Source organism: Duganella callida, from assembly GCF_004614165.1.
Lineage (GTDB): Bacteria > Pseudomonadota > Gammaproteobacteria > Burkholderiales > Burkholderiaceae_D > Rugamonas > Rugamonas callida.
Map to the genome: position 1 here is coordinate 1 of NZ_SPVG01000090.1, position 21,231 is coordinate 21,231.

General features: G+C 63.8%; 17 protein-coding genes and 1 other RNA gene. 5 read left to right on the forward strand and 13 right to left on the reverse strand.

Annotated elements, in window-relative coordinates; all coding sequences use genetic code 11:
- The 10 genes from E4L98_RS09350 to rnpB form a co-directional block, all read right to left on the reverse strand.
- On the reverse strand, positions 1-538 hold a 538-nt coding region (locus tag E4L98_RS09350), incomplete at its 3' end, for a Mur ligase family protein (protein WP_267874899.1).
- Positions 538-1,707 (reverse strand): phospho-N-acetylmuramoyl-pentapeptide-transferase, encoded by a 1,170-nt coding sequence (gene mraY, locus E4L98_RS09355; RefSeq protein WP_135201289.1) that lies wholly within the window; start codon positions 1,705-1,707, stop codon positions 538-540. The genes mraY and E4L98_RS09350, both read right to left, overlap by 1 nt.
- Before the next feature lie 2 nt (positions 1,708-1,709).
- On the reverse strand, positions 1,710-3,107 hold the full coding sequence (locus E4L98_RS09360; RefSeq protein ID WP_135201290.1) for a UDP-N-acetylmuramoyl-tripeptide--D-alanyl-D-alanine ligase: 1,398 nt from the start codon (positions 3,105-3,107) through the stop codon (positions 1,710-1,712).
- Positions 3,107-4,651 carry a UDP-N-acetylmuramoyl-L-alanyl-D-glutamate--2,6-diaminopimelate ligase gene (locus E4L98_RS09365; RefSeq protein ID WP_135201374.1) on the reverse strand — a complete coding sequence of 515 codons (1,545 nt, stop codon included), beginning with the start codon at positions 4,649-4,651 and terminating at the stop codon, positions 3,107-3,109. Before E4L98_RS09365 ends, E4L98_RS09360 begins: the two co-directional genes overlap by 1 nt.
- Positions 4,652-4,671: 20 nt before the next feature.
- Positions 4,672-6,447: a peptidoglycan D,D-transpeptidase FtsI family protein gene (locus E4L98_RS09370; RefSeq protein WP_135201291.1), complete on the reverse strand. Its 1,776-nt coding sequence runs from the start codon at positions 6,445-6,447 to the stop codon at positions 4,672-4,674.
- Positions 6,444-6,719, reverse strand: coding sequence for a cell division protein FtsL (ftsL, locus tag E4L98_RS09375; RefSeq protein WP_135201292.1), 276 nt, complete (start codon positions 6,717-6,719; stop codon positions 6,444-6,446). Before ftsL ends, E4L98_RS09370 begins: the two co-directional genes overlap by 4 nt.
- On the reverse strand, positions 6,716-7,681 hold the full coding sequence (gene rsmH / locus E4L98_RS09380; RefSeq protein ID WP_135201293.1) for a 16S rRNA (cytosine(1402)-N(4))-methyltransferase RsmH: 966 nt from the start codon (positions 7,679-7,681) through the stop codon (positions 6,716-6,718). Before rsmH ends, ftsL begins: the two co-directional genes overlap by 4 nt.
- Before the next feature lie 11 nt (positions 7,682-7,692).
- Positions 7,693-8,121: a division/cell wall cluster transcriptional repressor MraZ gene (gene mraZ / locus E4L98_RS09385; RefSeq protein WP_135201375.1), complete on the reverse strand. Its 429-nt coding sequence runs from the start codon at positions 8,119-8,121 to the stop codon at positions 7,693-7,695.
- A 637-nt stretch (positions 8,122-8,758) separates the two neighbouring features.
- A complete protein-coding gene (glpK, locus tag E4L98_RS09390; RefSeq protein WP_135201294.1) occupies positions 8,759-10,243 on the reverse strand; it encodes a glycerol kinase GlpK in 1,485 nt (494 codons plus the stop codon).
- Positions 10,244-10,266: 23 nt separating this feature from the next.
- Positions 10,267-10,600: RNase P RNA component class A (gene rnpB, locus E4L98_RS09395), an RNA gene on the reverse strand.
- A gap of 118 nt (positions 10,601-10,718) precedes the next feature.
- Here rnpB and E4L98_RS09400 point away from each other — a divergent pair.
- Positions 10,719-12,422 (forward strand): thiamine pyrophosphate-binding protein, encoded by a 1,704-nt coding sequence (locus tag E4L98_RS09400; RefSeq protein WP_135201295.1) that lies wholly within the window; start codon positions 10,719-10,721, stop codon positions 12,420-12,422.
- Here E4L98_RS09400 and E4L98_RS09405 read toward each other — a convergent pair whose 3' ends face one another.
- The 3 genes from E4L98_RS09405 to E4L98_RS09415 form a co-directional block, all read right to left on the reverse strand.
- Complete coding sequence (locus tag E4L98_RS09405; RefSeq protein ID WP_135201296.1) at positions 12,423-12,980, reverse strand: hypothetical protein; 558 nt, start codon at positions 12,978-12,980, stop codon at positions 12,423-12,425.
- A 70-nt stretch (positions 12,981-13,050) separates the two neighbouring features.
- Entirely contained in the window at positions 13,051-14,127 is a 1,077-nt protein-coding gene (locus tag E4L98_RS09410; RefSeq protein WP_135201297.1) for a porin, read from the reverse strand.
- Positions 14,128-14,865: 738 nt separating this feature from the next.
- Positions 14,866-16,521: a methyl-accepting chemotaxis protein gene (locus E4L98_RS09415; protein ID WP_167761307.1), complete on the reverse strand. Its 1,656-nt coding sequence runs from the start codon at positions 16,519-16,521 to the stop codon at positions 14,866-14,868.
- Positions 16,522-16,977: 456 nt separating this feature from the next.
- Between E4L98_RS09415 and E4L98_RS09420 the strand changes: the two genes are divergently transcribed.
- The 4 genes from E4L98_RS09420 (at position 16,978) to ftsY (ending at position 21,231) form a co-directional block, all read left to right on the forward strand.
- Positions 16,978-17,973, forward strand: a complete 996-nt coding sequence (locus E4L98_RS09420) for a TauD/TfdA family dioxygenase (RefSeq protein ID WP_135201298.1) — start codon at positions 16,978-16,980, stop codon at positions 17,971-17,973.
- A 9-nt stretch (positions 17,974-17,982) separates the two neighbouring features.
- Entirely contained in the window at positions 17,983-18,897 is a 915-nt protein-coding gene (locus E4L98_RS09425; protein WP_135201299.1) for an AEC family transporter, read from the forward strand.
- Between the two features lie 255 nt (positions 18,898-19,152).
- On the forward strand, positions 19,153-20,097 hold the full coding sequence (locus E4L98_RS09430; RefSeq protein ID WP_135201300.1) for a MerR family transcriptional regulator: 945 nt from the start codon (positions 19,153-19,155) through the stop codon (positions 20,095-20,097).
- A 93-nt stretch (positions 20,098-20,190) separates the two neighbouring features.
- A complete protein-coding gene (ftsY, locus tag E4L98_RS09435; protein ID WP_135201301.1) occupies positions 20,191-21,231 on the forward strand; it encodes a signal recognition particle-docking protein FtsY in 1,041 nt (346 codons plus the stop codon).

The window sequence follows — 21,231 nt, forward strand, 5'->3', positions numbered from 1 at the left end:
CGTCAGCGGCAGCTTGCCCGGCGGCGGCTGCGGCGACATCGAGCACTTCGCGCAGCACGTCCAAGGCGGCGGGACTGATGTTGCCAGCCACGCGCACGGTCTTGCCGGCGCGTTCGCACAGCTGGCCGACCAGCGTGGTGACCGTGGTCTTGCCGTTGGTGCCGGTGATGGCGATGACCTTGGGCGCGTAGCCGCGCTGTTCCTTCAACGCGTCCAGCGCCTGCGCGAACAGTTCGATCTCGCCCCACACCGGGATGCCGGCTGCCATGGCGGCCGGGTTGATCTCCTTCAGCTCACGATACGGCGCCAGGCCGGGGCTGACGGCGACGAAGTCCACGCCGTCCAGCAGCGAGGCGCCGAACGGGCCGGCGACGAATTCCGCCGACGGCACGGCAACCTGCAATGCAGGCAGACGCTCGGGCGACTCGCGCGTATCGGCCACGCGCACGCGCGCGCCGCCGCGGGCCAGCCACAGCGCCATCGCCAGGCCGGATTCGCCCAGCCCCAGTACCAGTGCGGTTTTGCCTTCGTAGTTCATCAGCGCAGTTTCAGGGTCGAGAGTCCAGCCAGTACCAGGATCATCGTGATAATCCAGAAGCGCACGACGACCTGGGTCTCTTTCCAGCCTTTTTGTTCAAAGTGGTGATGCAGTGGCGCCATCAGGAACACGCGGCGTCCGGTGCCGTAACGCTTCTTGGTGTACTTGAACCAGCCCACCTGGATCATCACCGACACGGTCTCCGCAACGAAGATGCCGCCCATGATGAACAACACGATTTCCTGTCGCACGATCACGGCGATGGTGCCCAGCGCGCCGCCCAGCGCCAGCGCGCCGACGTCGCCCATGAACACCTGCGCCGGATGGGTGTTAAACCACAGGAAGGCCAGTCCCGCGCCAGCCAGCGCGCCGCAGAAAATGATCAGTTCGCCGGCGCCGGGAATGTGCGGGATGAACAGGTACTTCGAATAGGTCGCGCTGCCGGTCAGGTAAGCGAACAGTCCCAGGGCCGAACCGACCATAATCGTCGGCATGATGGCCAGGCCATCCAGACCGTCGGTGAAGTTCACCGCGTTGGACGAGCCGACGATCACGCAGTAGGTCAGCGCGATGAAGCCCCACACGCCCAGCGGATAGCTGATGGTCTTGAAGAACGGGACGATCAGGTCGGCCTTGGGCGGCAGGTCCATTTCAAAACCGGAACGCACCCAGGCGAAGAACAGCTCGAACACCTGCGTGGTGCCGGTGGCCGACACCGAGAATGCCAGGTACAGCGCGGCGGCGATGCCGACCAGCGACTGCCAGAAATACTTCTCGCGCGAGCGCATGCCTTCCGGGTCCTTATAGACCACTTTACGGTAGTCGTCCGCCCAGCCGACGGCGCCGAAACCCAGCGTCACGACCAATACCGGCCAGATCAGACGGTTCGACAGGTCGCACCACAGCAGCGTGGAAATCGCGATCGAAATCAGGATCAGCACACCGCCCATGGTCGGCGTGCCGTGTTTTTTCAGGTGAGTCTGCGGGCCATCGGTACGCACGGCCTGGCCCACTTTCATGGCGGTCAGCTTACGGATCACCGCCGGACCCGCGGCCAGGCCGAGGAACAGCGCCGTCGCGGTGGCGAACACCGCGCGGAAGGTGATGAAGTTGAAGACGCGGAGTATCCCGACGTCCTGCTGGAAAAACTGAGCGAGCCAGAGCAGCATGATTAGTGACTTTCCTTGTTAGCTTGTTGCGACCCAATCAAATGCTGCACGACCCGCTCCATTTTCATGAAACGGGAGCCCTTGATTAAAACCGTTACATCAGGCGACACCGCCGCTTCCACAGCGGACAGCAGATCGCCAAAGTTTGCAAAGTGGCGGATGTTGGCGCCTCGATCGTTGCCGATCATATGCGCCGCCAGCTCGCCGGTAACCAGCACCGTTTCGATGCCTTTCGTTTGCGCGTATGCGCCGATCTCCGCGTGAAATTCCGGTCCCTGGTTGCCGACTTCGCCCATGTCGCCCAGCACCAGCACGCGTGGCGCGGCGGCTTTGGACAGCACGTCGATGGCGGCGCGCACGGAATCCGGATTGGCGTTGTAGGTGTCGTCGATCACCACCGCGCCATTGGCGGCAGCCTTTTTCTGCAGGCGGCCGCTGACCGGCTGGAAGGTGTCGAGACCCAGCTTGATCTTCTCCAGCGGGATGCCGGCGGCGTAGGTGCAGGCCACGGCGGCCAGCGCGTTGCGCACATTGTGTTCGCCGGCAGCCTGCAGGAACACGGCGAACTGCTGCACATCGTTTTCCGCTTCGCCGATGGTGATGAACAGGTGACTGTCGAAATCACCGGCACGGAAAGTGCAGCTGACTTCAGCGTCCTTGGTGAAACCGAAGCGCAGCCAGCGGCGGCCCGCCGCCAGTTCTTCCCACACCGGCGTGAACTCGTCCCCATGCGGGAACACGGCCACGCCATCCGACGGCAGCGCCGCCAGCACCGAGCCGTTTTCGCGCGCCACCGCTTCCACGGTATGCATGAATTCCTGATGTTCGCGCTGGGCGTTATTGACCATGGCGATATTCGCCGCGGCGATGGCTGCCAGGCGGCCGATTTCGCCCGGATGATTCATGCCCATCTCGATCACGGCCGACTGCTGCTTGGCCTCCATGCGGAACAGCGTCAGCGGCACGCCGATTTCGTTATTCAGGTTGCCGCGCGTGGCCAGACGGCCTTCTTCACCATGGGCGGCGGCCAGGATGGCGGAGATCATTTCCTTGACCGTGGTCTTGCCATTGCTGCCGGTGACGCCGATGACCGGCATGGCGAACTGCCTGCGCCAGTAGTTGGCGATCTGGCCCAGCGCCACCAGCGTGTTCGGGACCACGATGGCTGGCAGCTTCCAGCCTTCCGGCAGTTCTTCCACCACGACAGCGCCGACGCCCTTCTCCGCGACCTGCTCCAGGAAGCTGTGGGCGTCGAATACCTCGCCGCGCAAGGCCACGAACAAGGCGCCCGCGGTGACACTACGGCTGTCGGTCGACACGCCGTTGAATACGACATCGCCGGCACCCACCAAGCGGGCGCCGGTCAGTGAAGGCAGAATTTGTGCGAGTGCTGCACGCATCAATTCGTCCTCAACATGGTTAAGCGCGCCGTCAGCGCCAGCTGCGCGTGATCGGCGTCCGAGAATGGCAGCTTCTTGCCCTTGATTTCCTGGTATGGCTCATGACCCTTACCGGCCAGCAGGATCACATCCGGCTTGGCCGCGTGACGCACCGCCGACAGGATGGCGGCGGCGCGGTCGTCCAGCGCCTGCACCGTCGATGCCGGGTCGTTCAGGTCCATACCGGCCATGATCTGTTCGATGATCGAGTGCGGATCTTCGCTGCGCGGGTTGTCGCTGGTGACCAGCACGTGATCGGCCACCTGCGAGATCCTGCCCATCTGCGGACGCTTGCCCGGATCGCGGTCGCCGCCGCAGCCGAACACACACCACAGCTGACCACCGCGATCGGCGGCCACCGGGCGCAGCGCGGCCAGGGTCTTTTCCAGCGCATCCGGCGTGTGCGCGTAATCGATGACGATCAGCGGCGCATCATGGCCGCCGACCTGCTGCATGCGGCCCGGCGCCGGCTCCAGCGCTTCCACCGCATCGATGGCGGCGCGCAGTCCTGCGCCCTTGGCCAGCATGGCGCCCATCACGCCCAGCGCATTGCTGATGTTGAAGTTGCCGACCAGATGCGTGCGCACCTGCGCCACGCCAAGCGGGCACTCCAGATGGAATTCCATGCCATTGCTGCGGCCTGCGCGCAACTGGCTGGCGCGCAGCATCAGCACGCCCTCGATATCGGGACGCGCGGTGGCGTCGTGCAGCGTGTAGCCGATCAGCGGAATCGCGCCGGCCAGCGGCGCAGACTTGGCTTTCAGATGATCGATGATGCGCACACCGGCCGGATCGTCCAGATTGACCACCGCCGTTTTCAGTCCAGGCCAGTCGAACAGCTTGATCTTGGACGCCTCGTAGGCTTCCATGGTGCCGTGATAATCGAGGTGATCGCGGGTCAGGTTGGTGAACAGCGCGACGTCGAAGTGCATGCCAGACAGGCGGCCCTGATCCAGCCCGATGGACGACGCCTCGATCGCCAGCGCCGCCGCGCCCTTCGCGCGCAGTTGCGCCAGCGAGCGGGCCAGCAACACCGCGTCCGGCGTGGTGTAGCCGGTGACGTCGTAATCCACCTCGCCGCGCGGACGGAACAGGCCCACACCCAGCGTGCCGATGACGGCTGCCGATTGGGCGCCGCGAGACAGGGCCTGGCCCAGCCATACGGCGCTGGAAGTCTTGCCGTTGGTGCCGGTGACGCCGACGGTGAACATGTCGCGGTCCGGTTGATCGTAACAGGCATGGGCGATGGCGCCGGCGTGCTGCTTCAGGTTGTCGACCGCGATCCGCGCCACGGTCCATTCGGCGTTCCAATCGAAACCGGCGGGGTCGTACACCACCAGCGCCGCGCCCTGCTGGATGGCGCTTCCGATAAAGCTGCGCCCATCGCGGTTCTCACCGGCGGCGGGTGCGAATGCGAAAAACACATCGCCCGGCTGAATGCGGCGCGAATCCGAAGCCAGTTGCGCGCCAGGCGCCAGCTTGCGGATCTCGGCAACGATCGCCATTGGGTCGAAAGTAGAAGTCGTCACATGTTCCCCTGTGCTGCTGATTCAGGAATGATGATATGGGTCAGGTCCGAGTCCGGCGCGATGTTCTTGGCGCGCAGCGCCTGCGCCGCCAGCGCGGAGAACACCGGACCGGCCACGTCGCCACCGACGTGCACCGGGCCGCCCGGTTCGTCGATCATGACGGCGATGATGAAGCGCGGGTCCGTCATCGGCGCCATGCCGACGAAGTTGCCGATGTATTTGGTCTGCGAGTAGTGACCGTTCAGGAACTTCTGCGCCGTACCGGTCTTGCCGCCCACGCGGTAGCCCGGCACCTGCGCCTTGACGGCCGAACCGCCGGGCTGGGTCACCATCTCCAGCATTTCGCGCATCTCGGCCGCGGTCTTGGGGCTGACCACCTGGGTGCCGTGCGGCGCCTCGTGCAGCTTCTGGAACGACAGTGGAATGATGTCGCCGTTGCGGGCGAAGATGGTGTAGGCGCGCGCCAGCTGGATCAGCGATACCGAAATACCCTGGCCGAAGCTCATGTTGGCCTGCTCGATCGGACGCCAGGATTTATAAGGACGCACGCGGCCGGCCACGGCGCCGGGGAAGCCCCATTTCGGCTGCTGGCCGAAGCCGACCTTGGTGAACATCTCCCACATGTCTTCGGCCGGCATGCCCAGCGCGATCTTGGAAGTGCCGATGTTGGACGACTTCTGGATGATGCCCTGCACGTCGATCATGTAGTGCGGATGGGTGTCGTGGATCACGCGGTCGGCGATCACCATGTAACCGGGACCGGTATCGAACATGGTGTGCGGCGAGATGCGTTTTTCGTCCAGCGCCAGCGCCACCGTGAACGGCTTGAGCGAGGAACCCGGCTCGAAGGTATCGGTCATCACGCGATTGCGCAGCTGTTCGCCGGTCAGCTTGGAGCGGTCGTTGGGGTTGTAGGTCGGCCAGTTGGCCAGCGCCAGCACCTCGCCGGTATGCACGTCCAGCACCACGGCGGCGCCGGCCTTGGCGTGGAACTTCTCCACCGCGTCCTTCACCTGGGTAAAGGCGATGTACTGGATCTTGCTGTCGATGGACAGCACCAGATCCTTGCCGTCGTGCGGCTCGCGCACGGACTCGATGTCTTCCACGATGCGGCCCAGGCGGTCCTTGATCACGCGGCGGCTGCCGGGGATGCCCTGCAGCGTCTTCTGCTGCGCCAGCTCCATCGATTCCTGGCCCACGTCCTCCACGTTGGTGAAGCCCACCACGTGCGTGGTCACCTCGCCCTGCGGGTAGAAGCGCTTGTATTCCTTGCGGGTCTGGATGCCGTCGATGCCCAGTTTGACGATCTGGTCGGCCACGTCCTGCTCCACCTGGCGTTTCAGGTAAACGAAGCCGCGGTCGGAATCGAGTTTCTTCTGCAGCTCGGCGTCGCTCATGTCGAGCAGTTTGGCCAGCTGTTTCAGCTTGGCCGGCGGCGCTTCCTGCACGTCGTCCGGAATCGCCCAGATGGCCTTCACCGGCACCGACGACGCCAGCACCTGGCCATCACGGTCGGTGATCTTGCCGCGCGTGGCCGGCAGGTCCAGCGTGCGCGCGTAGCGGATCTCGCCCTGCTTCTGCAGGAACTGGGTGGACAGCCCCTGCAGCCACAGGGCGCGCGCGGCCAGCGCGGCAAAGGCGGCAAACAACACGAACAGCACCACGCGCGAGCGCCAGGTCGGCAGACGCACTGCCAGCACGGGACTCTTCGAGAAGGCCACGCCTTTCGACGCCGCCACGCGGGAGGTGTTCAGGTTGCTGCCGCGGCTCATTTGCTTGGCTCCGGCGTCAGGTATTGGGTGCGCGCGGCGGTCAGCTGCGTCATGTTCAGATCACGCCGCGCGATTTCCTCGATGCGGGCGTGCTTGCCCAGCGTCGACTGGTCCAGCTGCAGCTGCGCCCATTCGATATCGAGCTGGCGCGCCTGCTGCTGCGCGCGTTCCAGTTCGATGAACAGATGGCGCGCCTGGTATTGCGCGTTCACCAGCGACAGGCCGCAGCCCACCAGCAGGATGGTCAGCACCAGGTTGATCTTGCCGCTCATGCGTCCTCCACGGGGATCGGCAGGCGGCGCGCCACGCGCATCACCGCCGAGCGGGCGCGCGGGTTGTCATCGACTTCCTGGTCGGACGGCTTGATCTTGGCCAGCAGCTTGAGTTCCGGCTGAGGCAGATCGGCCGCGCGGATCGGCAGGCGGCGGTCCGGCTGCGCCACGTTCGCCTTGGCGGCGAAGAAGCGCTTCACCATGCGGTCTTCGAGCGAGTGGAAGCTGATGATGGCCATGATGCCGCCTGGCGCCAGGCTGGCGTAGGCGTGGTTCAAACCGACTTCGAGGTCTTCAAGCTCTTTATTGATGAAAATCCGGATAGCCTGAAAGGTGCGGGTTGCCGGATCCTTGCCCTTTTCCCGAGTCTTGACCGCGCCTGCCACGATGCCGGCAAGCTGTCGTGTGCTTGAAATTGGTTCGACTGCCCGGCGAGCAACAATCGCCTTTGCAATCTGAAAAGCAAACCGTTCTTCCCCATATTCCTTTATCACCTTTTCCAGTGTCTGTTCGTTTTCTGTGGCGAGCCACTCCGCCGCCGACATGCCGCGCGTGGTGTCCATGCGCATGTCGAGCGGGCCGTCGTTACGGAAACTGAAACCGCGGGCGGCGTCGTCGACCTGCGGCGACGAGATGCCCAGGTCGAGCAGAATGCCGTCGACCTTGTCCACGCCCCGTGCCGCCAGCGCCTCGCGCATGGTGGCAAAGCTGTCGTGGACGATGGTGAAGCGTGGATCCTTGATTTGTTCGGCGGTGGCGATGGCTTGAGGATCCTTGTCGAAGGCGATCAGGCGCGCGCCGGCGCCCAGCTGCGACAGGATCAGGCGCGAATGGCCGCCGCGGCCGAAGGTGCCGTCGACGTAGACGCCGTTGGCGCGCGCGCCCTCCAGCGCCAGCGCTGCGACCGCTTCGTCTAGCAGCACCGTGCGATGCTGAAATTCAGGCACCGTTGTCGTGGTCATGGGACGGGGCCTTAGAAAGAGAAATTGGCGAGTACATCGGGAGTGCCGGCGTCCATCGCCAGCGCTTCTTTTTCCGCCATCTTGGCGGCGTCCCAGATCTCGAAATGGGAACCCATGCCCATCATCATGACCTCTTTGTCCAGGCCGACGGCGGCGCGGAGTTCGGGCGAGATGAGGATGCGGCCGGCGGTGTCCATTTCCACGTCGGTGGCGTACCCGAGGAAAATGCGCTGCCAGGCGCGTGCCTGCATGGGCCATGCGGCGATCTGTTGACGGTGTTGTTCCCACACGGGACGGGGGAACAGCATGACGCAGCCGTCGGGATGGCGCGTCAGGGTGAGGCGGCCTTCGCACTGAATCGCGAGCGCGTCACGGTGCTTGGCAGGAATCGACATCCTGCCTTTGGCATCGAGATTGATAGCTGACGCGCCTTGAAACACGGAAAGACCTTTTGACCTCAGTATGGTTAGCGGAGCATGAAACCATGACAATTCGCCGTTCATCTCTCCTGTCCGCTAAGTCAGGCGAAATTTCCCACAAAAAGACACTTTTTCACACAGGTGCCCACTTTAGAGGAAGCAATAACTGGGGTCAAGCAGTTTCAGCCAATCGAAACAGCGATTTTATTAATGAAATTAAGGACTTAGCGTGATTCCTTGAAGCCACATAAAAACAAAATATTTCGACAAATTAAGTACTTATGAAAGATTGTGAATGTGCTACCTCATCTGTGCCCATGTGTTTGACCCGCAAAATGATCAAATAAAAAAATTGATCTAAATGCATAAAGTTGCAAGCAACCAACATCGGAGCGACAAATGGGCAATGGGGAGAAGTGCGGATCGAGACCGGCGGAAACGTCAGGAGGTCGCATCAGGAGCGCCCGGACGCGGAATGAAGAGCTTCACAAAATCATCACCACTGTGCACAAAAAACCTGGCAATATCATTAACTTGTATAGACAAATTTTGCACTGCACCAGCACTATTATACGCCGCAAACGATCGGGGTCGGAGCCGGCATTCGGACATTGGATCGCGCGCGATGCAATGTCCGAATGTCGGCTCTGACCCCGAATCAGCTTTGCCAGTTGCGGGAGCGGTCGATCGCCTGACTCCAGCGCGCCATGCGAGCCGCGCGCTGGTCGCTGCCCATAGCCGGGTCGAAGCGACGCTGGCAGGTCCATTGGGCCGCGATTTCTTCCTGGGTGTCCCAAAAGCCGACCGCCAGACCCGCCAGGTAGGCCGCGCCCAGGGCGGTGGTTTCGGTGACGCGCGGACGCACCACCGGCACGCCCAGCAGGTCGGCCTGGAACTGCATCAGCAGGTCGTTGCGGGCGGCACCGCCATCGGCGCGCACTTCGGTCAGCGGAATTGCGGCGTCTTTTTGCATGGCCGTCATCAATTCGGCGCTCTGGTAGGCGATGGCTTCCAGCGCGGCGCGCGCAATGTGGGCGCGGGTGCTGCCGCGACTCAGGCCGAACAGGGCGCCGCGCGCATAGGCGTCCCAGTGCGGCGCGCCCAGGCCGACGAAGGCCGGCACCATGAACACGCCGTCGCTGTCCGGCACGCTGGCGGCCAGCGCCTCCACTTCCGCAGAGGACTGGATGATGCCCAGGCCGTCGCGCAGCCATTGCACCGTGGCGCCGCCCATGAAGACGCTGCCTTCCAGCAGATAGTCGGTTTCGCCATCGATGCGCCAGCCGACCGTGGTCAGCAGGCGATTGTGCGAGGCCACCGGCTGGCGCCCCAGGTGCATCAGCATGAAGCAGCCGGTGCCATAGGTGTTCTTGACCATGCCCGGCCGGTGGCAGGCCTGGCCGAAGGTGGCCGCCTGCTGGTCGCCGGCGATGCCGGCCACCGGGATCGCCGCGCCGAACAGGCCCGGATGGGTGTGGCCCACCTCCTCGCTCGAGGACACCACCTGCGGCAGCACCGCTTCCGGAATGCCGAACAAGTGCAGCAGGTCGTAATCCCAGCGCATCAGGTGGATGTTGAACAGCATGGTGCGCGCGGCGTTGGAGACGTCGGTCACATGCTGGCCGCTGAGCTTGTAGACCAGCCAGCTGTCCACGGTGCCGAACGCCAGTTCGCCGCGCTCGGCCTTCTGGCGCGCGCCCGGCACGTGATCGAGCAGCCATTTCAGCTTGGTGGCGGAAAAATACGCGTCCAGCTCGAGGCCGGAGATGTCGGTGATTTTTTTGGCCTTGCCATCGGCGCGCAGCGCATCGCACAATTCGGCCGTGCGGCGGTCTTGCCAGACGATGGCCGGCGCGACCGGCACGCCGGTCTTGCGGTCCCATACCACGGTGGTTTCGCGCTGGTTGGCGATGCCGATGGCCAGGATCTGGTGCGGATCGATGTGCTGCTCGCGCAGTACCTGGCGCGCCACCGCCAGCTGGCTGTTCCAGATATCCAGCGGGTCGTGTTCGACCCAGCCGGGATGGGGAAAATGCTGGGGAAATTCCTGCGCCGCGCAGCCGCACAGCTGGCCCTCGCGGTCGAACAGGATGGCACGCGAACTGGTCGTGCCCTGATCCAGGGCCAGGATGTATTTTTTCATCGGCGCCGCGTAAGGTCGTTGTTCATTGATGCAAGCCGATAGGCCGGATTTTGTTACGGCGCAGGCGAACCTGCGCTATGACAGCCATTCCTCTAGGCGCTGGATTACTCCAGCGCTCAAGCTTCCTACCCGCACGCTCCGCGAGCAACATCATCGCGTGCCTATTTGGAATTGCACCAGGTGGAGGTTACCGCGTTTCACCGTAACTTAATACGCTCGTCTCTGTGGCCCTATTCCTCGCCTTATACCCCGAGGGGCTTTCGGCGGACGGCCGTTAACCGTCACCCCGCTCTGTGGAGTCCGGACCTTCCTCCCGCCAGGCATTACGCGCTGGCCAGCGGCTGTCTGGCTTGCATCAGCCGCTATTGTACCAGCCGGGCCGGCAATTCTGTAATTTGGTGTCGCCTATCCAAAAGCCGCGCCCGGACGGCGGCCTTAGAATGCTCGGATATCGATACCCATAAGGTCAACCATAATGACGCAATCCTCCCGCAGCGGCGGCCAGATCCTGGTCGACGCCCTGAAGATCCACGGCGTGGACACCGCCTTCGGCGTGCCCGGCGAAAGCTATCTGGACGTGCTGGACGCGCTGCACGATTCCGGCATCCGCTTCATCATCAACCGCCAGGAAGGCGGCGCCGCTTTCATGGCGGACGCCTACGGCAAGATGACCGGCAAGCCCGGCATCTGCTTCGTCACGCGCGGACCGGGCGCCACCAATGCCTCGATCGGCGTGCACACGGCGTTTCAGGATTCGACGCCGATGATCCTGTTCATCGGCCAGGTCGGCAGCGACTTCATCGACCGTGAGGCGTTCCAGGAAATCGACTATCGCCGCATGTACGGCCAGATGGCCAAGTGGGTGACGCAGATCGACCGCGCCGACCGCATTCCCGAATACATCGCCCGCGCCTTCCAGGTCGCCACCAGCGGCCGTCCCGGCCCGGTGGTGCTGGCGCTGCCCGAGGACATGCTGGTCACCCAGGCCGCCGTCGCCGATACCGGCCACTATCAGCCAGTCCAGGCCTCGCCCTCGGCCGCGCAGCTCGACGTGGTGCGCGCCATGCTGGCCAGCGCGAAGAAACCGCTGCTGCTGCTGGGCGGCGGCGGCTGGACGCAGCAAGCCTGCGCCGACCTGCAGCGCTTCGCCGAAACCAACCACCTGCCGGTCAGCTGCGCCTTCCGCTTCCAGGATCTGCTGGACAACGACCATCCGAATTACATCGGCGATGTCGGCATCGGCATCAATCCCAGACTGGCCGCGCGCGTGCGCGATGCCGACGTGATCCTCGCCATCGGCCCGCGCCTGGGCGAGATGACCACCAGCGGCTACGCGCTGTTGCAATCGCCGGTGCCGGCACAGCGTCTGATCCACGTCCACGCCGATGCCGAGGAACTGGGCAGCGTCTACCAGGCCGAGCTGATGATCAACAGCGGCATGCCGCAGATGTGCGCCATGCTGGCGGCGATGCCGGCGCTGGACAGCAGCGCCTGGCAGGCAAGCGTGGCGGAGGCGCGCGCCGAGCTGCAGGCGTGGCAGCGGCAGCCGGCCATCTTTCAGGACGGGCAGGCGCCGCTGGACCTGTGGCAGGTGGTGCAACAGATCGACCGGCTGGCGCCGCACGACGTCATCATCACCAATGGCGCCGGCAATTACGCCACCTGGGCGCACCGCTTCCACAGCTACGGCGGCATGCGCACGCAGCTGGCGCCGACCAGCGGCGCCATGGGCTACAGCGTGCCGGCCGGCGTCGCCGCCAAGATCATCGATCCGGCGCGCACCGTGATCACCTTCGCCGGTGACGGCGAATACCTGATGAACGGCCAGGAACTGGCGACGGCGGTGCAGTACCGGGCCGGCGTGATCATCATCGTTTTCAACAACGCCATGTTCGGCACCATCCGCATGCACCAGGAGCGCGAGTATCCGGGCCGGGTGTCGGGCACCACGCTGCACAATCCGGACTTTGCCGCGGTGGCGCGGGCCTACGGCGGCATGGGCGAAGTGGTCGACAAAACCGCAGACTTCGCGCCGGCGCTGGAGCGCGCACTGGCCTACACGCGCGGCGAGAATCTGCCGGCCGTCATCGAGCTGCGCTACGACGGCAACCTGATCACGCCGGGCGCCACGCTGGAGACCATCCGCAACAACGCCATCGCGGCGCGCGCGGCCAGCTGATCAGAGACCGGCGGTGGTGGTGGAGGAAGGGCCGACCTCGAGCACGGGGTGCTTTTCCTCCCGTTCCTTGTCCTTCCTGATCTTCGGCGCCGGACAGGCCTGGCATACGCCGGCGCGGCGGCTATAGTCCGTCACCAGCGACAGCCGCATCGGCACCGACTGGTCGTCGCAATAGCCGCCGTCCAGCAGCAGCGCCTTGCCGCCGTCGACCACCCTGGCGTTGATGGTGCGCTCATCCTCGTCGGGCGGCTGCACCGTGAAATAAAACTGCTGGCCGCGCGGATCGACGGTCACGTCGCTGGCCACCACCGGCCAGCTCAAGCCGCCGGCCGTGAATTCATACAGCACCGTATCGACTTCGGCGAAGCGCTGCAGCGTGATGCGCTGGCCGCCGAACTCGCCGCTGTCCGGATGGATGCACAGATCCGAATACACCAGCATGCCGTAACGCGGCAAGGTGCCCGGCGCCGACGGCCGTTTGGCCCTGGGCGCGGCCAGCACGGCGCAGGAGGCGAGCAGGATGGCGCCGGCCAGCAGCGCGCGTCGTTTCATCGTCATCGTTACGGCTTTCGGAAAAGAACAACGGCTGCACCAGGCAGCCGTTGTGGATCAAACCTGAATGATCAGATTAGAAGGAGTGCTTCAAACCCAGGTTGAAGGCTTTGTCGCCGGTACCGGTTTCGGTGTTGTTACCCACGGTGTAGCCAGCGCCGTTCTTGTTCTTGATCTTGGCGTAAGCAACGTAGGTGCTGGTGCGCTTCGACAGAGCATAGCTGTAGCCGATTGCCCACTGGTCGGCGTCGCGGTTGGCAACGTCCTTGTCGTTCTTGCGGATGAACGAAGCCATCACGGTGCCAGCGGTGTCGCCAACTGGAGCGGTCAGACCGATCAGGGCGTCGTTGCTGTTCTGCGATGCGGTGAAGGTGTAGCCGTAGGCGGTTGCCGGGCCGTTCAGAGGAGCCGAACCCAGGCCCTTGTCTTTCGAGAAGGCGCCGTACAGTTTCACGATCTTGAAGTCGTAGTTGGCGGCGATCATCGAGTTGTGGCCCACGCCGGCGGTCTTCAGGGTGGCGGTGTCGTTGTTCTTGCTGTTGTAAGCCAGCGAGACGTTCAGCGGACCGTTGCTGTAGCCTACCGAACCACCCACCTGGCGCTGTGCCGAAGCGTCGCCAGCGGTTTCACCCAGGCTGTACGACAGGGCGCCGGTGAAGCCGTTCAGGTTAGGGGTCTTATAGACCACGGCGTTGTCGTTGCGGGTCATGTAGCTGGCAACCGGGAACAGGTTTTTCGCGGTACCTGCGTAGCCTACGCCGAACGGGTCAGCCACGTCGCGCAGCACTTCGTAGTACGGGGTGTACTGACGGCCGATGGTCAGGGTACCAGCGGTCTTCGACGAGATACCAACATAGGCTTCACGGTTGAACAGACGGTTGGCGCTGTTGTCCAGGGTGCCATCGTCCACGCGCACGCCGGCTTCCAGCTTGAAGATTGCGCTCAGACCGCCACCCAGATCTTCGGTGCCTTTGAAACCGATACGGGAAGCCGAAGCCGCGCCGCTGGTGACTTTGGTCACGGTGCCAGCTGCGCCGCCGCGCTCGCTGGTGATGCCTGCGTCCAGAATACCGTAGATGGTCACGTTCGACTGGGCGAACGCTGCGGAGCTGGTTGCTGCCAGAACTGCGATAGCGATAAGGGATTTTTTCATTACATGTTTCCTTCAGTTGTGTTGCTGTAAAAATAAGCCTGTAGTGCGGCGTGTTCGGTGCTGCTCGGCTCTGTGCCTGGCGCGTGAGGGCAAACTCCCCAGCTGCCACTGTGCATCCGTCTGCGGGATGCGTTCACTGCGCGGCCGATTGTCTACGCCGGCTGTATCGCGGCGCTCCCCGGAGCGCCGGAGGCGGCACTATACTGATGCAAAGAAACTAGATCAAGTGTAAAACCATTCATATTGAACAGCTTGTTCTTTTGCCTAGTTGTCAAAGCAGCGGCATTTTACCGCATCGCAATATTTCCTGCCGATCAAGCGGAACAGGCCAGTTTTCCGAACGCAGAACACGGTGAGACGGGCGGTTGTGCCACCCATCCTGACCACCGATGCGGAGATTTCCGCATGCCTACTACATCGACGTCGGGCCAAGTAAAAATAGCCACATTGCTATTTCTGACGTCATTTTATACTGAAGCCGCCGCACACTCCTCTCTGCCGATTGGTATTGGGCGGGCGTTTCCAGACTTTGTTTGGTGAATTTTTCAAGCAAAACTGGGCCAAAACCAATTTTGCTCATGGTGTTACACCTTTATTTGTGTAGTAAATTCTGTCAAATCGACACGGAGTTGCATGTCGTTACCGATTTGTAAGAAATTGCTACCTGTTGCGGATTGGAGACAAAACGGTGCAGATTTTTCCCCTTGCGCACCGTTTTAGTGCATGAATTCGCCTCAATCAGGCACGGCGACGCTGCGCTGCAACCGTTTCCAGCCGCGGTAAGGCCGGGGTGCGGGCGCTGGCCGGCACCACGCGCATGCGGCCGCGCTCGCCCTGCTGGTCGAGCTGGAACACGGCCACCAGCTGCGCCAGGTTGGCCGCCTGCTCGCGCATGCTGTGCGAGGCGGCGGTCGCCTCTTCCACCAGCGCGGCGTTCTGCTGGGTGACGGCGTCCATGCCGGCGATGGCCGAATTCACCTGTTCGATGCCGGCGCGCTGCTCGTTGCCGGCCGAGGTGATCTCGCCCATGATATCGGTCACGCGGCGCACGCTGACCACCACTTCCTCCATGGTGGCGCCGGCCTGCACCACCAGCTTGCTGCCGGTGTCGACCTGCTCCACCGAGGCGGTGATCAGTTCCTTGATTTCCTTGGCGGCGGCGGCCGAGCGTTGCGCCAGGCTGCGCACCTCGGTGGCCACCACGGCAAAGCCGCGGCCCTGCTCGCCGGCGCGCGCCGCTTCCACCGCCGCGTTCAGCGCCAGGATGTTGGTCTGGAAGGCGATGCCGTCGATCACGCCGATGATGTCGGCGATCTTGCGCGACGATTCATTGATCGAGCCCATGGTCTGCACCACCTGGGTGACCACGGCGCCGCCCTTCTGCGCCACCGACGAGGCGCTCAGCGCCAGCTGGTTGGCCTCGCTGGCGCTGGCCGAGTTCTGCTTGACCGTGCTGGTCAGTTCTTCCATCGAGGCGGCGGTTTCCTCCAGCGACGAGGCTTGCTGCTCGGTGCGGGCCGACAGGTCGACGTTGCCGGCGGCAATCTGCTCCGACGCGGTGGCAATCGTATCGGTGCCGGCGCGCACCTGGCCGACCAGGTCGGCCAGGCTGTCGCGCATCGATTTCATCGCGAACAGCAGGCTGCTGCGGTCGCCGGGACGGGTGTCGACCTGCACCGACAGGTCGCCGCCGGCGATCTTGCCGGCGATGGCCACCGCGTAGTCCGGCTCGCCGCCGAGGCGCTTGACCAGCCAGGCGGTGATCAGCGTGGCGCCCAGCGCGCCCAGGATCACGCTGCCGATCAGCAGGGTGATGATCCAGAACCGCGCCGACGCATACAGCTGGTTGCCGCGCTCGGAGGCGGCATTGCCGCCGTCGCGGTACAGCTTGACCAGCTTGTCGACCTGGCCGCGCAGGGCCACGATCAGCTTGTTCGATTCGCCGCGGATCAGCTGCTTGGCGCTGGCGTCGTCACCGGCGCGGGCGGCCGCGCGGATCTTGCCGTCTTCCACCATGTAGCGCTCCCACATCGACAGGAATTCGTCGTACAGGGCTTTTTCCTCGGGCGTCGAAATCAGCGGCTTGTATTCCGCGTGCATCTTGGCCAGATCGGCCAGGTCGTTGGCGATCACCTTGTCATACTTGTCCATCTCGGCCGGGTCGGTCGAGATAATGTATTGCAATTCCCGCGTGCGCACGCGGGCGATCTGCGCCTTCAAATCCTGCACCACGCGCATCGCCGGCATCCAGCGGTCGGACAACTCGGTCGAGGTGCCGTTCACCTGCGCCAGCTTGACGATCGCAAACGCATCCACGCCGGCCGTGAGTACCAGCACGGCGGCAAAAGCCAGGCCCAGCTTGGTGGCCAGCTTCAAGTCATGTAGCCATTTCATTGTGTATTCCTTAAAGAGTTCAGAGGGCGGAGTCTCGGCACATCTGTTTTTAGTTTTATCGGAAATGAAACAAGGTTGCTGCAATTTCCACATGGCAACATGATACCGCAATGCAATATCTCTTGCTTGAAACCGCTACGATAGCCGCGGTCACCCCGGCCGACATCTCCCGAACGGCCATTTCCCTCAGAAAACTCACCAAAAATCACGTGCCGCACACAGCGTTTTGGTGATTTTTCCGCGGCCGACTACGTAGTTTCCACATCGATCTTTTAGTTATGATTCCGTACGGCAATATACTATTTAGCACTGAAGGAAATTTAAATCTGGTTGTAAACAAGGACTTGCGATAAGGGATGCCCTTAGGACAACACCTTATTTTTGTTGCGCCGCAATATTTTATTGCCGTAAGATGCAGCGGTATTTCCACATGGAACTTTTTTTAGGGGTACCACTATGGGCGCATCATTCAATCAGCCGCAAAACATTTTCGTCGCCGCGCGCGACTTCGACTGGGGTAGCGACCTCGACACCATCGTGGCCCTGGTCGGCAGCCGCTTCAGCGATTTCAACGGCAACGGCTTCTATCCGCATCCGGACGAGGTGGCGCTGCAGCGCGAGCTGCAGGCGGTGCCGTCGCTGCGCCGCCTGAGCGCGATGATCCGCGACACCCGCGCGCGCGGCCTGGCCATCACCAACCTCGGCCTGGCCGGCATGGATGAGGCGCCGCGCAACGCCGTGCTGTACGCGATCGCGCTGTGCCAGGGCTTCCCGACCTCGACCGACCAGCGCACCCGTCGCGTGGCCTGGGATATCCGCGCGCGCGCCGGCAGCGAGCAGCAGGCGCGCTTCGTCACCTTCTCCGAGCGCGTCGGCAATGCCGACATGCACACCGATTCCTCGTTCTATCCGATGCCGGAAGAACAATTCATGCTGTACGTGGTGGCGGCCGCGCGCTGCGGCGGCGGCGAATCGCTGCTGATCGACGTCGACGACATCCACACCGAGTTGCAGCGCAGCGAAGCCGGCCGCGCCGCCTACGCCCTGCTGAGCACCACGCCGGTGCCGTTCCGCGTGCCGTCCGTGTACGCCGCCAATGAAGAACAGATCGAAATCCACCTGGCGCCGGTGTTCCACCGCCCGGCCGCGCTGGAGGGCGCACTGGCCATGCGCTGGCGCCACGACTCGATCCTGAAAGGGCTGGCCGCGCGGCCGCAGCTGGACACGCCGGCGCTGCGCGCCGCGCTGGAGCTGTTGAACGAAGTGATCGAACTACGCGCGCCGCGCTTCTGCCAGCAGCTGCCGGACGACACCCTGCTGTGGGCCGACAACCAGCGTACCCTGCACGGCCGCGCCATCTACACCGACGCGGCGCGCCATCTGATCCGCATCCGCATTTCCGATACGCCCAACGCCGAGCGCATCGGCCCGTCCGGCATCTCGGCCGATTAAGGAGTCAGCATGCTGGACGCCATCCTGCCGGTTTTTCTGATCATCCTGCTGGGGGTGGCGATCCGCCGCTATGGCTGGTTGCCGGAAGCCTTTTTTCCGGCCATCGAAAAATTCTCCTACAACATCTGCTTCCCGGCGCTGCTGTTCAGCGGCACCGCCAAGCTGAGCTTCCGTTCCGGCCAGGTGGGCGAACTGGCGCTGGCGACGCTGCTGCCGACCCTGCTGGTGATGCTGGCCGCATTGCTGAGTCTGCTTGCGGCGCGCGGCCTGCCGGGCGCCTCGCGCTCGTCGGTGGTGCAGGGCGCGATCCGGCCCAACACCTATTTCGGCATCGCCGTCTCCAGTCTGCTGTTCGAGCCGCACACGGCCTCGCTGGTAATGCTGGCGCTGGCACTGGGCCTGCCGGTGGTGAACGTGATCTCGGTGATCGCGCTGTCGTGGTGGAGCGGCGTGCGCGCCGACCCGCGGCGCATCGCCCGCAACCTGGCCAGCAACCCGATCATCCTGTCGACGCTGGCCGGCGTGCTGTGGAGCCTGGCCGGCCTGCCGCTGCCGGCGCCGCTGCTGCACACGCTGGATATCCTCGGCCGCGCCGCGCTGTGCCTGGGCCTGATCTGCGTCGGCAGCGGCCTGGTGTTTTCGCTGCAGGGCTTGCGGCCGGTGGCGCTGGGCTATACCTCGCTGCTGAAGCTGCTGGCGATGCCGCTGCTGGCGGCGCTGGTGTGCCTGCTGTGCCAGGTGTCGGCGCCGGTGGCGTTGGCCGCCTGCTTCTATTGCGCGCTGCCGACCGCCCCCAACGCCTACATCATGGCCAAGCAGATGGGCGGCGATACGCGGTTGATGGCCTCGCTGATCACCGTGCAGACCCTGCTGGCGGCGGTGACGGTGCCGCTCAGCCGCGATTTTCTGTTGTGGATGACATAAGTGTCCAAAGCAAACGTGCAACACCGGTTGAGAATTTTTTTGTCTTGGACAAAAGGTGAGTAACACCCGTATTCCGAGGATTAGTTCTTCAGGACAACTGTGTGTCGTGGACAAGCGGTTTTTTCTTACAGCGGCAGGAGCAGGCAGCCCATTTGGCACCGTACTTTCGGGCGAAAAACGCGAGTAAAATGCAGGGCGCGTCAAGACAGCGATGTCACAAACGCCCCGCACCCCGACCCTGTGCCAATTTGCCTGATGACAAACAGAGTTTCTTCACAACTAGCGAGTACCATCAGCGACGTCGAGCGAGACACCGGCGTGGCCAAAGAAACCCTGCGCGTATGGGAACGGCGTTACGACTTTCCGCAACCGTTGCGCGATCCCAACGGCGAACGGGTGTATCCGATCGAACAGGTGCACAAGCTGCGGCTGGTGAAGCGGCTGATCGACCTGGGTTACCGTCCCGGCAAGGTCATCCAGTACAGCGCCGCCGAACTGCAGGCGCTGACCGGCAAGGCGGCGGGCATGGGCTATGCCGCCGCCGCGCGCGTGCCGGAACTGCAGAGCTATCTCGAGCTTTGCAAGAGTCACCAGATGGAAGCGCTGCGCCGCAAGCTGTCGCAGGCGTTGCTGATGATGGGCCTGAAAAGCTTCGTGACCGAACTGGTGGCGCCGCTGACCAACCTGGTCGGCGAAGCCTGGGCCGGCGGCCACCTGGCCACGTTCGAAGAACATTTATATACCGAATCGCTGACGGTGGTGATGCGCAGCGCCATCTTCGCCATGCCCCAGGCCAACGGCCACAGCGTCGGCGCGCCGCGCATCATGCTGACCACGCTGCCGCAGGAACGCCACGGCCTGGGCCTGCTGATGGCCGAAGCGATGTGCGTGGCGGAAGGCGCCCACTGCATCTCGCTGGGCGTGCAGACGCCGCTGCTGGACATCGTCGAGGCGGCGCGCGTGCAGGAAGTCGACATCGTCGCGCTGTCGTTCTCGGTGGCGATGAATCCGCGCCAGGCGCTGGATGGGCTGGCCGAGCTGCACACGCGGCTGAACGGCGCCGCCGAGCTGTGGGCCGGCGGCAGCAACGCCGCGCTCAAGCGCCGCCGGCCGGCCTATGTGCGGGTATTCGAGCTGGCCGACCTGGCCGGCGCGATCGTCGAATGGCGCGGCCGTCACCCGGCCGCCGTCGCCGGCTGAGCGCTGACCGCCACGGCGCTCTGGTAAAATAAGCACTGATCCCGTGTCCGGCGCAGCCGGGCATCTGCTTGAAGCGCCCCCAATCACATATCCATGTTTAGTTTCTTCAAGAAAAAACCTGTCGCTCCCGAAGCGCCCGTCGCCCCCCCTGCGCCCGTCGTTGCTCCCGTCATTGCGGCGGCGCCGCTGCCGGACAGCATGCCCGATCTGCTGCCGATCGAAGAACCGGCCGAGAAAAAACAGTCGTGGATGGCGCGCCTGAAGGCCGGCCTGTCGAAAACCTCCAACAACCTGTCCATCCTGTTCGTCGGCGCCAAGATCGACGACGACCTGTACGACGAACTGGAAGCGGCGCTGCTGATGTCGGACGCCGGCGTCGAGGCCACCGGGTACCTGCTGGACGCCCTCAAGCGCAAGGTCAAGGACGACAAGCTGCTGGACGCCGCCGCCGTCAAGACCGCGCTGAAACAGCTGCTGATCGAACTGCTGGCGCCGCTGGAACGTCCGTTCGAGCTGGGCCGCCACACCCCGACCGTGATGATGATCTCGGGCGTCAACGGCGCCGGCAAGACCACCACCATCGGCAAGCTGGCCAAGCACATGCAGACCCACGGCCAGTCGGTGCTGCTGGCCGCCGGCGACACCTTCCGCGCCGCCGCGCGCGAGCAGCTGATGGTCTGGGGCCAGCGCAACAACATCACCGTGGTGTCGCAAGCGTCGGGCGATCCGGCCGCCGTCTCGTTCGACGCCGTGCAGTCCGGCAAGGCCAAGGGCACCGACGTGGTGATGATCGACACCGCCGGTCGCCTGCCGACCCAGCTGCACCTGATGGAAGAATTGAAAAAGATCAAGCGCGTGATCGGCAAGGGCATGGACGGCGCACCGCACGAAACGCTGCTGGTGATTGACGGCAATACCGGGCAAAATGCGCTGGCGCAAGTCAAAGCCTTCGACGACGCCCTGCAGCTGAGCGGCCTGATCATCACCAAGCTGGACGGCACCGCCAAGGGCGGCGTGCTGGCGGCGATTGCGCGCGTGCGGCCGGTGCCGGTGTATTTCATCGGCGTCGGCGAGAAGATCGAAGACCTGCAGCCGTTCGTGGCTGCCGAATTTGTAGAAGCCCTGCTTGGATAA

Excerpts from the sequence above, each read along its gene's own strand:
- E4L98_RS09365 (WP_135201374.1), bottom strand. The coding sequence starts at position 4,651 with ATGGCGATCGTTGCCGAGATCCGCAAGCTGGCGCCTGGCGCGCAACTG.
- E4L98_RS09425 (WP_135201299.1), top strand. The coding sequence starts at position 17,983 with ATGCTGGACGCCATCCTGCCGGTTTTTCTGATCATCCTGCTGGGGGTG.
- rsmH (WP_135201293.1), bottom strand. The coding sequence starts at position 7,681 with ATGACCACGACAACGGTGCCTGAATTTCAGCATCGCACGGTGCTGCTA.
- E4L98_RS09415 (WP_167761307.1), bottom strand. The coding sequence starts at position 16,521 with ATGAAATGGCTACATGACTTGAAGCTGGCCACCAAGCTGGGCCTGGCT.
- E4L98_RS09405 (WP_135201296.1), bottom strand. The coding sequence starts at position 12,980 with ATGACGATGAAACGACGCGCGCTGCTGGCCGGCGCCATCCTGCTCGCC.
- ftsL (WP_135201292.1), bottom strand. The coding sequence starts at position 6,719 with ATGAGCGGCAAGATCAACCTGGTGCTGACCATCCTGCTGGTGGGCTGC.
- E4L98_RS09420 (WP_135201298.1), top strand. The coding sequence starts at position 16,978 with ATGGGCGCATCATTCAATCAGCCGCAAAACATTTTCGTCGCCGCGCGC.
- mraY (WP_135201289.1), bottom strand. The coding sequence starts at position 1,707 with ATGCTGCTCTGGCTCGCTCAGTTTTTCCAGCAGGACGTCGGGATACTC.
- E4L98_RS09410 (WP_135201297.1), bottom strand. The coding sequence starts at position 14,127 with ATGAAAAAATCCCTTATCGCTATCGCAGTTCTGGCAGCAACCAGCTCC.
- E4L98_RS09400 (WP_135201295.1), top strand. The coding sequence starts at position 10,719 with ATGACGCAATCCTCCCGCAGCGGCGGCCAGATCCTGGTCGACGCCCTG.
- ftsY (WP_135201301.1), top strand. The coding sequence starts at position 20,191 with ATGTTTAGTTTCTTCAAGAAAAAACCTGTCGCTCCCGAAGCGCCCGTC.
- E4L98_RS09370 (WP_135201291.1), bottom strand. The coding sequence starts at position 6,447 with ATGAGCCGCGGCAGCAACCTGAACACCTCCCGCGTGGCGGCGTCGAAA.
- E4L98_RS09430 (WP_135201300.1), top strand. The coding sequence starts at position 19,153 with ATGACAAACAGAGTTTCTTCACAACTAGCGAGTACCATCAGCGACGTC.
- glpK (WP_135201294.1), bottom strand. The coding sequence starts at position 10,243 with ATGAAAAAATACATCCTGGCCCTGGATCAGGGCACGACCAGTTCGCGT.
- E4L98_RS09360 (WP_135201290.1), bottom strand. The coding sequence starts at position 3,107 with ATGCGTGCAGCACTCGCACAAATTCTGCCTTCACTGACCGGCGCCCGC.